We start from the raw sequence: 14,580 nt of genomic DNA on the forward strand, positions 1-14,580 counted from the left end.
TCAGCCACGCTCCGGCGGCACTGATGACAATTCGAACGGGCTGCTGCTGCGTCGCTGGTTGCGATCTTCCCGCGGCGTGGCACCGAAGAAATTGCGATAGGCGCTGGAGAAGTGCGGCCCCGAGGAGAAGCCACACGACAGGCCGATCTGGATGATCGACTTGCTGGTCTGCATCAACATCTGCCGGGCCTTGTTCAGGCGCAATTCCAGGTAGTACTGGCTCGGCACGCGGTTGAGGTATTGCTTGAAGATCCGCTCCAACTGCCGACGGGATACGCACACGTGCTGGGCGATTTCGTCGGTAGTCAGCGGCTCTTCGATGTTGGCTTCCATCAGCAACACCGCCTGGGTGAGCTTCGGATGGCTGGAGCCGAGGCGATTCTGCAACGGAATGCGCTGACGCTCACCGCCCTCGCGGATGCGCTCAACGACCAGTTCTTCCGACACCGCACCGGCCAGCTCCGCACCGTGATCGCGGGCCAGCACCGCCAGCAACAGGTCGAGCACCGACATGCCACCGCAAGCGGTCAGGCGATCGCGGTCCCAGTCGAACAAATGACTGGTGGCGATGACTTTCGGGAAGCGCTCAGCGAAATCGTCCTGCCAGCGCCAGTGCACGGCGGCGCGATAACCGTCGAGCAAACCGAGCTGGGCCAACGGATAGACACCGGCCGACAGACCACCGATCACGCAACCGGCACGCACCAGTTGTTTGAGCGCACTGCTCAGCGCCGGCGCCAGGGTGGTCGGCGGCTCGTCGGCGAGCAGGAACAGTTTCTGGAAGTTCTCGAGCTTGCCGGCCCAGGGTTCGCCTGGCAATTGCCAGGCCCCTTCGCTCTGCGGCTCCGCCTGCAAGAACGACAGTTCGTAAACCACGTCCGGGTGCACCCGCTGCGCAACACGCAAGGCCTCCTCCGCCAGCGCCAGCGTCAACGCTTTAGTGCTGGGCCAAATCAGGAAACCAATTCGATGGGCAGTCATGGGCGGGCAATCCGAAACGAACAACGGTGATGAAGGCATGGGCCAATGCTAGCCCGGAAATGAACACAAATCCTGAAACCGGTGAAGATCAGAATGTGGGAGCGAGCCTGCTCGCGAAGGCGGTGTACCAGTCAACATAATTGCTGGCTGTTCTACCGCTTTCGCGAGCAGGCTCGCTCCCACAGGGGATCTGAGCCAGCCAGAAGATCGCGAAGCATGACCTAATCTGGTGCACAACGGCAGCCCTGATTTATTTCAGGCTACCCGACAGGAATTGCTGCAAGCGCTCAGACTGCGGGTTGACCAGCACTTCGCGCGGGTTGCCGCTTTCTTCGACGACGCCTTTGTGCAGGAACACCAACTGGTTCGACACTTCACGGGCGAAGCCCATTTCGTGGGTCACCACGACCATGGTGCGGCCTTCCTGCGCCAGCGCCTGCATGACTTTCAACACGTCGCCGACCAGTTCCGGGTCGAGGGCCGAGGTCGGTTCGTCGAACAGCATCACTTCCGGTTCCATCGCCAGCGCACGAGCGATCGCCACGCGCTGCTGCTCGCCACCGGACATGTGCCCCGGGAACGCGTCTTTGCGATGGGCCACGCCAACCTTGTTCAGGTAGTACTCGGCTTTCTCCCGGGCTTCGTACTTGGGTACGCCAAGCACGTGCACCGGCGCTTCCATGATGTTTTCAATCGCGGTCATGTGCGACCACAGATTGAAATGCTGGAACACCATCGACAGGCGCGAACGCATGCGTTGCAGCTGCTTCGGATCAGCGGCTTTCAGCGCGCCGTCCTTGTTCGCCACCAGTTTCAGCTCTTCGTTGTTGAGCAGGATCTTGCCGGCGTGCGGCTGCTCGAGCAGGTTGATGCAGCGCAGGAAAGTACTTTTGCCGGAGCCACTGGAGCCGATGATGCTGATCACATCGCCGGCGGCGGCTTTCAGGGACACGCCCTTGAGCACTTCGTGACTGCCATAGCGTTTATGCAGGTCTTGGACTTCAAGTTTGTACATGCGGTCGGTTCTCACAAAAACAGTCAGTCAGTCGTTGAGCAAGCGCCCGTGACGCAGCGCTTCGCGCCCCGCCACCTTGGCCAGCCAGAAACCGGGTTGGGCATAGCGCAGCCGTTCAATGGCAAACAGCACCCCGGACGTACCAGCACATACCGTGCTGACCCGATCGGACACAGGGTCGATCACTTGAAAAATCTCATCGCCCGCCTCGACCCATTCGCCGGGCTTGCGGGAAAAACTCACCACACCGGGGTGTGGCGCAAACAGCAATTCGGTGCCTTCGAACGGCATGCCTTCGCACGGTTCGAAGGCCGGGTCCGGCCACTCGCCGGTGATCAGGCCTTGCTCGGCAAGGAACGCCAGAATGCCTTCAGCATAAGCCTCGGCTTCGACACGGCCAGTGTCGGCCTGCCCGCCCAGCTCGATGGTCGTCGCCAGACACGCCAGCGGAATCTGCGCATCGGGAAACTGCCGCGACAGGCGCAGCCACGGCAACGAGCAAGCTTCATCGAACGAGCTGCCGCCGGAATCTTCGGCGAGCAAACCAACCTTGACGTGCAGGTGTGCCGACAGCGAACGCCACTGCGGCCAGTGCTGCGGCAGCGCGTACATGTGCAGCGCGGCTTCGGCATCGCAGTGCAGATCCAGCACCACATCGGCGGTGCAGGCGTGGCTGAGCAGCACACGCTGCATGCCCTGCAACTGGCTGCTCGCTTCAGGCAAGCCGGCCAGGTGGTCGGCCATTGCCTGGCGGATCAGGCGCACGTTGGCATGCGGATCATCACCGAGTTTTTCGCCCAGCGCCGCCGCGACCGGCGCGCTGAGCTCGACGAAATCACGGTTGAAATTCTTGCCGCTGCCCGCCTCGAAACGGCCTTGGAAATTGCCTTGCAGCAATTGCCCGAGACCGATCGGATTGGCCACCGGCACCAGCTCGATCACACCGTTGAGCAAGCCTTGCGCTTCGAGTTCGCCGAGGCGCTTTTTCAGCTCCCAGGCAGTGCGCATGCCCGGCAGTTCATCGGCGTGCAGGCTGGCCTGAATGTAGGCCTTGCGCTCGCCCTCACCGAAACGGAAAACCGAAACCTTGCGCTCGCTGCCCAGGTGGCTCCACGGCAATACGTGGTCGATGCGTTGCATATCAGTGCTTCCGTGGCGCGAGGTAGCTCAACCAGCGACGCTCGGCCAGTTTGAACAGCTTGACCAGAATGAAGGTCAGGCACAGGTAGAACACGCCAGCGGTGATGTACGCCTCGAACGGCAGGTAGAACTGCGCATTGACGGTACGTGCCGCGCCAGTGATGTCGATCAGGGTCACGATCGACGCCAGACTGGTGGTCTGCAGCATCATGATCACTTCGTTGCTGTACTGCGGCAGCGCGCGGCGCAGGGCCGACGGCAGCAGGATGCGCTTGTACAGTTTGAAGCGCGACATGCCCATGGCCTTGGCCGCTTCGATCTCACCGTTCGGCGTGGCCTTGAGGCTGCCGGCAATGATTTCTGCGGTGTAGGCGCTGGTGTTCACGGCAAACGCCAGGCAGGCACAGAACGTTGCGCTGGACAGCCACGGCCACAGGAAGCTTTCGCGTACCGCTTCGAACTGGGCCAGACCGTAGTAGATCAGGAACAGCTGCACCAGCATCGGCGTGCCGCGAATCACGTAGGTGTACAGCCATGCGGCGCCGTTGACGAACGGGTTTTTCGAGACGCGCATCAGCCCCAGCGGCAACGCCGCGAGCAAACCGAAGAACAGCGACAGCGCGAGCAGTTTGAGGGTGGTCAGCAGGCCGCCGAAGTACAGCGGCAGTGCCTCCCAGATGACGTTGTAGTCGAAGATCATAGATCAGCCGCCCTTACGCCTACCGAGTAGCGCTTCTCAAGGTGACGCAATGCCAGCAACGAAACACTGGTGATCACCAGGTACATCGCCGCCACTGCGAGGAAGAAGGTGAAAGGCTCGCGCGTGGCATCCGCCGCCTGCTTGGCCTTGAACATCATGTCTTGCAGACCGACCACGGAAATCAGCGCGGTGGCCTTGGTCAGTACCAGCCAGTTGTTGGTGAAGCCGGGAATCGCCAAGCGAATCATCTGCGGCACCATCACCCGGAAGAACACCTGAAAACTGCTCATGCCGTACGCCATGCCCGCTTCGGCCTGGCCCTTGGGGATCGCCATGAACGCGCCACGGAAGGTCTCCGAGAGGTACGCACCGAAGATGAAACCGAGGGTGCCGATACCGGCGGCCAGCGGGTTCAGGTCGATGTAGTCGTCATAGCCGAGCATCGGCGCGACGCGGTTGAGCAAGTCCTGGCCGCCGTAGAAGATCAGCAGGATCAGCACCAGATCGGGAATGCCGCGGATCACCGTCGAATACAGGTCGCCCAGCCACGCCAGCCAGCGCACCGGCGACAGGCGCAACGCGACACCGATCAGCCCGAGAACGATGGCCAGAGCCATGGACGACAAGGCGAGCTGAAGCGTCAGCCATGCGCCATCGAGGATGACAGCCCCGTAGCCTTTCAACATGATTCAGGTCCTCGAAAGTTGGGATGAAAAAATGGCGCAAACCGCAGAGATTCTGTTGCTTGCGCCATTTCGGACTTGTCGCAGAGACGTCTTACTTGCCGTAGATGTCGAAGGCGAAGTACTTGTCCTGGATTGCTTTGTATTTGCCGTTTTCGCGGATGGCCGCGATGGCAGTGTTGATCTTGTCTTTCAGGGCGTCGCCCTTGCGCACCGCAATACCTACGCCGTCGCCGAAGTATTTGACATCGGTGAAGGCCGGGCCAACGAACGCGAAGCCTTTGCCGGCGTCGGTTTTCAGGAAACCGTCGTCGAGCAGGGTAGCGTCAGCCACGGTACCGTCGAGGCGACCGGCAGCCACGTCGAGGTAGATTTCGTTCTGCGAGCCGTACGGCTTGATCTCGGCGCCCAATGGAGCCAGAACTTCGCGGGCGAAACGCTCGTGGATCGAACCACGCTGTACGCCGATGTTCTTGCCTTTCAGCTCAGCCAGACCTTCGCTGACCTGAGTGCCGGCCTTCATGACCAGACGCGCCGGGGTGTTGTAGTACTTGTTGGTGAAGTCGACCGACTTCTTGCGATCTTCGGTGATCGACATCGACGACAGGATGGCGTCGATCTTGCGTACTTTCAGAGCCGGGATCAGACCGTCGAACTCTTGCTCGACCCACACACACTTGACTTTCATCTCTTCGCACAGCGCGTTGCCGATGTCGTAGTCGAAACCGACGATGCTGCCGTCCGGTGCTTTCGAAGCGAATGGAGGGTAAGCCGCTTCGATGCCGATCTTCACAGGTTTTTCGTCAGCGACGGCATTCAGCGACAGCACGGACAGTGCCAGGGCGCCAAGCAGCACAAGTTTCTTCATCTTGGGACTCCATCGGTAAAGGGCAAAAACGGCAGAGTGAGCGACAGCCCAATATGCGAATGGGTGAATCGGAAATCGGTTGCGCATCGGCGGAAATTTCCCGTTGAAACCGCAGGCGATTTCAACGTCAGCCACGATGAGCGAGTGATCGGCATTCTAACGACAGGCCCGAAGCCGATATTTCTTCAATGCGACAACTAATTACAGATGCACCGAGAAAGCGGTTTGAGCTCATTGACAGCCCTGCAATTTCATGCAAGAGCGAAAGACAGTGAACCGATACATATTGCAAGTTGCGGGCCCATTATTCGCAAACCCTTCTAATCCGGCAAGCGCAGCGTTGTGTCTTATTTTTCAGCGGATCTTTGGAGGCTCTAAAACGGCGCACCGCGTTTCCCTTCGCCCCGGTTTGGCGCGGGCGGTTACACATTGGGTTGTGGCGGGTAACAGCAGGAAAGGTCTGACGGTGCAGATCGATAATTATTGGTTGGGGTGTTGCGGGTTCCTACAGCTGACTACTGCGGTGTCTGACAGATCGCCTTCGCGAGCAGGCTCGCTCCCACAGGGATCAGCATTTGTCTGAAGGGACTCGGTCAAACTGTGGGAGCGAGCCTGCTCGCGAAGAGGCCAGCCCGATCAACACAAATCCACCAGGCACAAAAAAGCCCCATCCGGCATCACCGGACGGGGCTCCTATGCTTCTAGCGCTTAAGCAACACTCATAGTCTTGTGCGTATCAATCAAATGCTGCACCACACCCGGATCCGCCAGGGTCGAGATATCGCCCAAGCCGTCATATTCCGCCGTGGCGATCTTGCGCAGGATGCGGCGCATGATCTTGCCCGAACGGGTCTTCGGCAGCCCCGGCGCCCACTGGATCACGTCCGGCGAAGCAATCGGGCCGATCTCCTTGCGCACCCAGTTCTTCAACTCCAGACGCAGTTGCTCGGTCGGCTCCTCGCCGTTCTTCAAGGTCACATAGACATAGATACCCTGCCCTTTGATGTCATGCGGCACACCCACCACCGCAGCTTCGGCCACCTTCGGATGCGCGACCATCGCGCTTTCGATCTCGGCGGTACCCATGCGGTGGCCGGAGACGTTGAGCACGTCGTCCACGCGCCCGGTGATCCAGTAGTAACCGTCGGCATCGCGACGCGCGCCGTCACCGGTGAAGTACATGCCACGGAAGGTCTTGAAGTAGGTATCGACGAAACGATCGTGATCGCCATACAGCGTGCGCGCCTGACCTGGCCACGAATCGAGAATCACCAGGTTGCCTTCAGCCTCGCCCTCGATGATGTTGCCGAGGTTGTCGACCAGCGCCGGCACCACACCGAAGAACGGACGCGCCGCCGAACCCGGCTTCAGCGCGTGAGCACCCGGCAGCGGGCTCATCATGTTGCCGCCAGTCTCGGTCTGCCACCAGGTATCGACGATCGGGCAACGCGACTTGCCGACATTCTTGTAGTACCAGTCCCAGGCTTCCGGGTTGATCGGCTCGCCCACCGAACCGAGCAGACGCAGGCTGCTGCCATCGGCGCCTTCCACGGCGGCCTGACCCGAGGCCATCATCGCGCGGATCGCGGTCGGCGCGGTGTAGAGGATGTTGACCTTGTGCTTGTCGATGATCTTCGCCACCCGGGTGATGTCCGGGTAGTTCGGCACACCTTCGAACAGCACGGTGGTCGCGCCGTTGGCCAGCGGGCCATAGACGATGTAACTGTGGCCGGTAACCCAGCCGACGTCGGCGGTGCACCAGTAGATTTCGCCCGGACGGTAGTCGAACACGCGTTCGTGGGTCATCGCCGCATACAGCAGATAACCGCCGGTGGTGTGCTGCACGCCCTTCGGCTTGCCGGTGGAGCCGGAGGTATAAAGGATGAACAACGCTTCTTCGGCGCCCATCTCTTTCGGCGCGCAAACAGTGCCTGCGACCTTCATCAGGTCTTCGTACCAGATGTCGCGATGCTGGTTCCACTTGATGTCTCCACCGGTGCGCTTGCACACGATGACTTTCTGGATGCTGCTGGTTTCCGGGTTGGTCAGCGCGTCGTCGACGTTGGCCTTGAGGGAAATCTTTTTGCCGGCACGGATGCCTTCGTCAGCGGTGATCACCACTTTCGAACGGCAGTCGATGATGCGACCGGCCAGGGCCTCCGGCGAGAAACCGCCGAACACCACCGAGTGAATCGCGCCGATCCGGGTGCAGGCCAGCATGGCGACCACGGCTTCGGGAATCATCGGCATGTAAATGGTCACCACGTCGCCACGGTGTACGTCCTGACCGCGCAGGGCGTTGGCCAGTTTGCACACTTGCTCGTGCAGTTCGCGGTAGGTGATGTTGCGGCTTTCGGAAGGATCGTCGCCTTCCCAGATGATCGCGACTTGATCGCCGCGCTCGGCCAGATGACGGTCGAGGCAGTTGTAGGAAACGTTCAGTGTGCCGTCGGCAAACCACTTGATGTCGACATGGTGATCGTCGAACGACGTCTGCTTCACCGTGGTGAAAGGCTTGATCCAGTCCAGACGCTTGGCTTGCTCGCGCCAGAAGCCGTCAGGGTTGACGACCGACTGCTGGTACATGGCTTTGTAGGTCGCCTCGTCAGTCAGCGTGTTTGCCAGAACCTCGGGACGAACGGGATACAGAGAAGCCGCACTCATCTTTCCTACCTCGGTGTAATAGTTGTTTTTGTATGACCCCGTTGTAGCCGGGTGGGGGCCATAGAACCATTCGACGATGGTAGTAACAAGCCCCTACAAAATGTCCGCATTCCATGTGGGAGCTGGCTTGCCAGCGATGCAGTCAACGCGGTCCGTCAGGCAAACCCCATCCGGCCGGACACCAAGACCTCAATCGATTGTTACCAAATCTATCAAAAGTGTTTATCAAAACCGCCCCTGTTTACCTGCATCCCACCGCCCTAAAATTCACCTCGCCAACAAGGCAACCGCGATTAACAACGTTACAGCCCCCACGAAGGCCGTTAATCCAGCTCTCCAAGTAACGCATCAAATACTCAAGCTGCACACGCAACCCTAAAAAGGTTGCGTGACCCCACTCGACCTCAAAAAGGTGAATTAGAAATGAAAGCTTTATTGGTTCTGGCCCTCAGCAGTCTGTGCGCAACCGCCATGGCAGACGAGGTCCCGACTGATGTCGCACAGCAACAACCGGTCATCGAGGAATACACTTACTCCACACATCTGGACATCGCCAAAGTTGTATCGATGAGCGAAATTCCAAATGTCTGCGAAGTTGTACCGGCAAAAATGGAATACGACGACTCCAAAGGTCAACGCCACATCTTGCGCTACAGCATCATGGGCAACGGCTGCACGAACTGAATCAGACTGCACCGAATCGGAGCGCTCAGCGCTACATTGAGGGTCGATTCCAGCCCGGCTTCGGTCGGGCTCAGTTGTGTCTGGAGCCGTGAAAAACGCTTGCAAAACACTAGATATAGTGAAAAACCTGCTTTTCTGGCTATTTTTTAAACAAAAAACCACCTGCCAAAAAATTAACGAAAAAAAATCTGCTCGGGTCGATTCCGCGCAAAGCCCTGTAATCCCTCGGTCGGATCGAAATCCACCCCCTCCTCGGCCTCGCCATGAGCCGATTCGCCGCACCACGCCGGTAAAAATTTCCCTATAATGCCGCCCTATACGGGTCAGCAATATTCCCTTACAGGGAGCAAAAGCCATTCTGAAGCCCCGCAACAGTGCCCGACGCTGATTGCGCCCATCAGAGGCTCTCGGAACCCGTCAAAATTTCTGTTTATTTGCCTGCGTGCAGCGCTGCAAAAAACGACATCCAACGCGGCTTGTTTGGCCGTGTGAAAAACCAACCCTTCAGGTTTCACACGGGCACAAGCCCTCACGCAGGAGACGACACGTCATGCTGAGCTGGGACGAATTCGATAAAGAAGACAGTGAAGTCGCAACCGTGAAAGGCGCCAACGCCGGCCACGCAAGCGAAGCCAACATGGACCGCCTCGACAACGCTGGCGGCGCCGCAGCGCTGGAAGCCCGCGCCGTCACCGCCGACGACTCGGCCGCCGTGGCCCGCGCCAAGGCTGCACTGAACTCCCTCGACGTCGCCGAAGGCCTCGCCGAACTCGAAGGCGCCTCCGCCCGTGTCGCCGTTGACGAAAAGCGCATGATCAACTGCCGCGCCGACCTCAACCAACTCGTGCCATTCAAGTACGACTGGGCTTGGCAGAAGTATCTGGACGGTTGCGCAAACCACTGGATGCCGCAAGAAGTCAACATGACCGCCGACATCGCCCTCTGGAAAAACCCGGAAGGCCTGACCGACGACGAGCGCCGCATCGTCATGCGCAACCTCGGCTTCTTCTCCACCGCCGACTCCCTGGTTGCCAACAACCTGGTGCTGGCCGTGTACCGCCTGATCACCAACCCGGAATGCCGCCAGTACATCCTGCGCCAGGCTTTCGAAGAAGCGATCCACACCCACGCCTACCAGTACTGCATCGAATCGCTGGCCATGGATGAAGGCGAAATCTTCAACATGTACCACGAGATCCCATCGGTCGCGAAGAAAGCAGCCTGGGGCCTGAAGTACACCCGTTCGATCTCCGATCCAAAGTTCGAAACCGGCACCCCGGAAACCGACAAAGAGTTGCTGCGCAACCTGATCGCCTACTACTGCGTTCTGGAAGGCATCTTCTTCTACTGCGGCTTCACCCAGATCCTCTCCATGGGCCGCCGCAACAAAATGACCGGCGTCGCCGAGCAGTTCCAATACATCCTGCGCGACGAATCCATGCACCTGAACTTCGGCATCGACGTGATCAACCAGATCAAAATCGAAAACCCACACCTGTGGGATGCCGAAATGAAGGAAGAAGCAACCCAGATGATCCTGCAGGGCACGCAGCTGGAGATCGAATACGCGCGTGACACCATGCCTCGCGGCGTACTGGGCATGAACGCGGCGATGATGGAGGACTACCTGAAGTTCATCGCTAACCGTCGTTTGAGCCAGATTGGTTTGAAGGAAGAGTACCCAGGGACGACTAACCCGTTCCCTTGGATGAGCGAGATTATGGACTTGAAGAAAGAGAAGAATTTCTTTGAGACGCGGGTTATTGAGTATCAGACTGGTGGTGCTCTGAGCTGGGACTAATAGTCTCGCTTGGCATGATTTGACGATTGCGGTTTGAGTCGGCGAATCGAGAAAGCAAAAAAGCCCCGATCTGATCGGGGCTTTTTTATGGGCGATCGGTGAGCCTTTTTACGCCTACGTCACAGCGCTCAATCTCCTACAGCACTTACAGTCGCTTCCCATTGAAGCCTGCTGCGAGCACTACTAAGCTCTGTGGCAGGTGCCTAAGAAACGCCCAACGTAGAAAGCTTGGTCAGTGACACAGACGTGGAATTCGTCGGTGGTAACTGCTCTGCTCGTTGGGATTTCTTATGTCCGCTCTACGTTGGGGGTCAGGTCCTCCCAAAATCCATAACGTAGAGGTCATAGATATGTCTGATCCATGCTCGGTAACTGTTTTCTCTCGCCATAACCTTTCTCTACATGCCCTTCTACTCGAAAACCAGCCATGGTTCTCCGCCCGGGATGTTGGCCGTTTGATGGGCTTTCACCTGAATGATCGGGTGGTCCACAAGCTAGATAGCGATCAACGCCGCGTCATGCGGATCGAGTACTTTCGAGAACCAGAACAGCATCTGATGCTCAGTGAATCGGGGGTGTATGCGCTATTGATCTATCACTACGTACCGGGAAATCGGTTGCTGCGTGAGTGGTTGACCAATGAGGTAGTGCCGACATTGCGCGATGCGCAGGATTCGGGGGATTCACATCGGCCAATGTTGAGTTTGTTGGATTGGCCGGAAATGTCTTTGAGTTTGCTGCATTGGCAGGATGAGGGCTGGATTCGGCTTCGGGATATGCCTTATCTGTTAAATGATCAAAATCCACGTCGAGCTTCGGTAGAGAACTCCTGGTGGCGAAGGGTCACGCAGGTGTTTCAGTCTTCGAAGCATTCGATGGGTTAGCGATGTGGTTGTCGGATCTCGAGAGATCCGTCGCTATTTTCTGTAGGAATTTTCCTAGACAGCCGTGATGGCCACTCAGTATCGTCCGAGGGTTTTCAACCCTCGGCGATTTTATGAGCGACAAGAAAAAAGACACTGACTGGACTGTTGCTGAGATTGAGGCAGCGGTTGACACCTATCTCAGAATGCTTGATTTAGAGCTCGCGGGTCACAAATTCAACAAGGCACATGAGAATCGCGAACTACGCGCATCAGCCTTGTCGACTCGTACAAAAGGCTCTGTCGAATTCCGAATGCAGAACATTTCCAAAGTCCTGATGACGATGGATCGGAAACCCATTAAGGGTTACAAACCGGCGGAAAACGTTGGTTCGAACGTTGAGCAGTTAATTCGAATAGCTCTCACAAATCGCGGCTTCCAGCCGGGCGACCCTGCTATTCCGACAGCCGACGAAGAAACACTAGAGCGTCGCGCTGCTGCAATTCAGAAGAAGCACATAAAAGAGCCGCCGAGAGGCATAAAGAAACCAAAGAAAGCGTCGAGTACTCGCACAGTTTACGTTCGCGATCCCGAGGTTAGAGCTTGGGTTCGAAATGAAGCCGAGGGGCATTGCGAAGGCTGTGGCGACCCGGCTCCGTTTCAGATGCATGATCTGCCGTTTCTTGAAGTCCACCATGTCAAACCACTTGCAGATAAGGGTTCGGATCAAGTTTCGAACGCTGTAGCACTTTGTCCGAATTGCCATCGTCGTTGTCACCATTCAAATGATCGCGTGGCGTTTACAGCTTCGCTTTATACAAGGGTGAAAAGGCTGATTCCAGAGGGATAAAGCTCTGTCACTAGGGAGAGTTTTTGCTACTGACTGGGTGTCTGGATTCGGTGATGAGTCGATGCCGAGAGTCGCCAGCAGGCTGTCTCCCACAGATTCCGCCTCACCCCGAAAACAATCAGTGCAACCCGCGCCGCCTCCCGCTATTAATACCCCTCCCCCACTCAAGGATCCGAGCCCCACCATGAAATTCGATCTCGCCTACTGCCTCAGCCTCGACGACAAGTTGTCGATCTATGACGTTCGCGATCTCAATTTCGATGAGACGGTGGCGTTTGACTCGGCGAAGGAACACTTCAAGTGCCCCAACGATGCCTGTCGCTCGGCGTTCGAGGCTTCCAATGAGTTGGGTACGTTCAACGCCAAGAACGTGAACTACGTGCGCACGCCGCACTTTAAGAATCTGCCCACTACGCAGCATGTGGCGGGTTGTCCGTATGTGAGTTTGAAGGCGTCGGCGTCTGGCGTTGAGACGGCGGATGGCGAGGTGGATGACGGGCGTGAGGAACACTTCCCATCGGAGTTGCTACTGACCCGGCGTGAGTATGTGCGCAAGCCTGTCGCGCCAGCGGGGGCGGCGGATGTGTTGCGGGATGATCCGGTGCGGGTGGCGGCGGACGCTGGTAAAGAGTCGGCGAGTCGTGAGTCGGCGCCGGACAAGACCAGTGTGTTTGCGCATCCGGTGGAGTGTTTTGTTTCCAACTTCGCTGACAAGGATTTGCTCAAGCGCATGCCGTTGAAGGTCGGCGAGCATTCGGCGCCGTACAGTTCGTTCTTCAAGAAGATCGAGTATCTGACGGACAACAAGGGGCTGATTTACTGGGGGCGGATCAAGAAGATCGAGGACTTCCACAGTGCCAGTTTTCGGATCGATTTCGAGGACAAGGTCTGGTTCAAGAAGCCCGAAGACAGCAAGAAGAAGCCATATCCGGTCAGCGTTTATCTGAACAAAAAGCTGATCGACAACTACCGCAAGCGCAGGGCGTTTCTGGAAGAGATCAAGCATGCGGTGGATAGCGACAAGGCGTTGTTCTGTTTCTTCTATGGGGTGACGCCGGAGCTGAAGCAGGTGCCCGGCAAGAAGAACCCCGAAAAACCTTTCGAGGTCTTCAATGCCGATATCGAGAACCTGGATCACTTCATTATTCGTGAAGCGCCGGGGCTGGAATGAGAGTTAGCTTTCGGGCAGTTGCAGTTTCACGGCACCCGGATGCTGCTTGAGCAGACCGTAGGGTAGAACGCCCCATTCGACGTATCCGCAAACTGCCATGACATGCGGATAGGACGGAAAAAAGGTGACGCCTTTTTCTCCAAACTGCCACATAGGAAATTGCCAGGGTTCTGGCTCGTCATAGCCGCAATCATTTTCGCCCTCAGCGACAACGCTCATTTCGGTAGGGTAACGCTTCGACAATTGTTCGACGAGCCAAGGGGCGAGTTCTTTGGCGCGGTAATTGGAGTTTTCCTCCGAAGATGCGTCTGGTAATTCTTCACGATGCAGCGGCTCGCCCTGGCCCACCCACAGCACATCTTCAAGGCTCAACAGTTGCCCAGTCCGCGTATCGAAGTTCAGCGATTCATTATTTTGATCAGGATACGCACCGCCGCAATAATACTCGGTGGAAACTCGCACGCTCATGACTGAAGAGGACATCCACAGCGGCTGCGCGGATTGCGCGTAACTCCCCGAACAACCGTAATACTGCGACACTTCGCTCCATAACCGCGCCCTCAAATATTGATTGATGCGTTCCTGCGCTGCCGGGGCGTAACCCGATACCACTTCAAACAGCGAAGCCCCCGACTTCGGCTCGCGCCACCATTGCAGGGTGTAGCCCATGAAGGTTTCGGTCGTGCCTTTCTTCAACAGCAAACCCTCAAGCCGCAGGTATTCGTAGGGCTGTGTGTCGTGCAGTTGCGCCAGATAAGGCGCGGCATCTGCAGGAACGTCAGGAAGCCTGGCGGGTTGTAAGTCCACTTTTAGCGTTTTTCCGGAAGGGGCCTTCCACTCGCCGCTCCAACCGCTGAGTGTGGGCAGCAAGCGCAAGGTCGGGCGCGAGTCACCGTCCATTGCAGCGCCTTCCAGCATCACCAACGCGTCGCCCTCTTTACTAGTTTCCAGCGCAAGGTCGGTTCGGTATTTTCGGTAAAAGTAACGTCCTTCGTTGTAGCGCGCATCGAGCTCAACAACAATCGCGGCTTTACCCAAGGTGCCGGTGAAGACTTGCCTACTGTCTTCGGCCCAGACGCGCGGTGAGAGACATAAAGCTACAAGTGCTAAAGCCAAGTTGATGCGCAACAGTCCAAGATGCATCGTTTCATCCTTGAAT

At 57.6% G+C, this 14,580-nt stretch carries 13 protein-coding genes; 5 read left to right on the forward strand and 8 right to left on the reverse strand.

What is annotated here, in order from left to right:
• The 7 genes from argR to acs form a co-directional block, all read right to left on the reverse strand.
• Complete coding sequence (argR, locus tag OC605_RS08910) at positions 1-981, reverse strand: transcriptional regulator ArgR (protein ID WP_024014018.1); 981 nt, start codon at positions 979-981, stop codon at positions 1-3.
• Positions 982-1,231: 250 nt separating this feature from the next.
• Positions 1,232-1,996: an ABC transporter ATP-binding protein gene (locus OC605_RS08915; protein ID WP_007912705.1), complete on the reverse strand. Its 765-nt coding sequence runs from the start codon at positions 1,994-1,996 to the stop codon at positions 1,232-1,234.
• Positions 1,997-2,023: 27 nt separating this feature from the next.
• On the reverse strand, positions 2,024-3,136 hold the full coding sequence (locus OC605_RS08920) for a succinylglutamate desuccinylase/aspartoacylase family protein (protein WP_262136708.1): 1,113 nt from the start codon (positions 3,134-3,136) through the stop codon (positions 2,024-2,026).
• A gap of 1 nt (position 3,137) precedes the next feature.
• Positions 3,138-3,836 carry an ABC transporter permease gene (locus tag OC605_RS08925; RefSeq protein WP_122507650.1) on the reverse strand — a complete coding sequence of 233 codons (699 nt, stop codon included), beginning with the start codon at positions 3,834-3,836 and terminating at the stop codon, positions 3,138-3,140.
• Positions 3,833-4,522 (reverse strand): ABC transporter permease, encoded by a 690-nt coding sequence (locus OC605_RS08930; protein WP_016773583.1) that lies wholly within the window; start codon positions 4,520-4,522, stop codon positions 3,833-3,835. Before OC605_RS08930 ends, OC605_RS08925 begins: the two co-directional genes overlap by 4 nt.
• 91 nt (positions 4,523-4,613) lie before the next feature.
• Positions 4,614-5,387 carry an ABC transporter substrate-binding protein gene (locus tag OC605_RS08935; protein WP_024014020.1) on the reverse strand — a complete coding sequence of 258 codons (774 nt, stop codon included), beginning with the start codon at positions 5,385-5,387 and terminating at the stop codon, positions 4,614-4,616.
• Positions 5,388-6,095: 708 nt separating this feature from the next.
• Positions 6,096-8,051 carry an acetate--CoA ligase gene (acs, locus tag OC605_RS08940; RefSeq protein ID WP_262136709.1) on the reverse strand — a complete coding sequence of 652 codons (1,956 nt, stop codon included), beginning with the start codon at positions 8,049-8,051 and terminating at the stop codon, positions 6,096-6,098.
• Between the two features lie 423 nt (positions 8,052-8,474).
• Between acs and OC605_RS08945 the strand changes: the two genes are divergently transcribed.
• The 5 genes from OC605_RS08945 to OC605_RS08965 all read left to right on the forward strand — a co-directional run bounded on the left by OC605_RS08945 (position 8,475) and on the right by OC605_RS08965 (position 13,421).
• Entirely contained in the window at positions 8,475-8,735 is a 261-nt protein-coding gene (locus OC605_RS08945) for a DUF2790 domain-containing protein (protein WP_016773580.1), read from the forward strand.
• A 550-nt stretch (positions 8,736-9,285) separates the two neighbouring features.
• Positions 9,286-10,536, forward strand: coding sequence for a ribonucleotide-diphosphate reductase subunit beta (locus OC605_RS08950; protein WP_016773579.1), 1,251 nt, complete (start codon positions 9,286-9,288; stop codon positions 10,534-10,536).
• A 350-nt stretch (positions 10,537-10,886) separates the two neighbouring features.
• Entirely contained in the window at positions 10,887-11,420 is a 534-nt protein-coding gene (locus OC605_RS08955) for a Bro-N domain-containing protein (RefSeq protein WP_186567701.1), read from the forward strand.
• A 113-nt stretch (positions 11,421-11,533) separates the two neighbouring features.
• On the forward strand, positions 11,534-12,250 hold the full coding sequence (locus tag OC605_RS08960; protein ID WP_262136710.1) for an HNH endonuclease: 717 nt from the start codon (positions 11,534-11,536) through the stop codon (positions 12,248-12,250).
• 184 nt (positions 12,251-12,434) lie between these two features.
• The gene (locus OC605_RS08965) at positions 12,435-13,421 is read left to right on the forward strand and encodes a hypothetical protein (protein WP_262136711.1); all 987 of its coding nucleotides are present in this window, start codon (positions 12,435-12,437) and stop codon (positions 13,419-13,421) included.
• A 3-nt stretch (positions 13,422-13,424) separates the two neighbouring features.
• Here the strand turns inward: OC605_RS08965 and OC605_RS08970 are convergent, their stop codons facing one another.
• Positions 13,425-14,564 (reverse strand): hypothetical protein, encoded by a 1,140-nt coding sequence (locus OC605_RS08970; protein WP_262136712.1) that lies wholly within the window; start codon positions 14,562-14,564, stop codon positions 13,425-13,427.
• Positions 14,565-14,580 lie beyond the last annotated feature (16 nt).

Source organism: Pseudomonas sp. Marseille-Q5117, assembly GCF_946901175.1.
Taxonomy (GTDB): domain Bacteria; phylum Pseudomonadota; class Gammaproteobacteria; order Pseudomonadales; family Pseudomonadaceae; genus Aquipseudomonas; species Aquipseudomonas iranensis.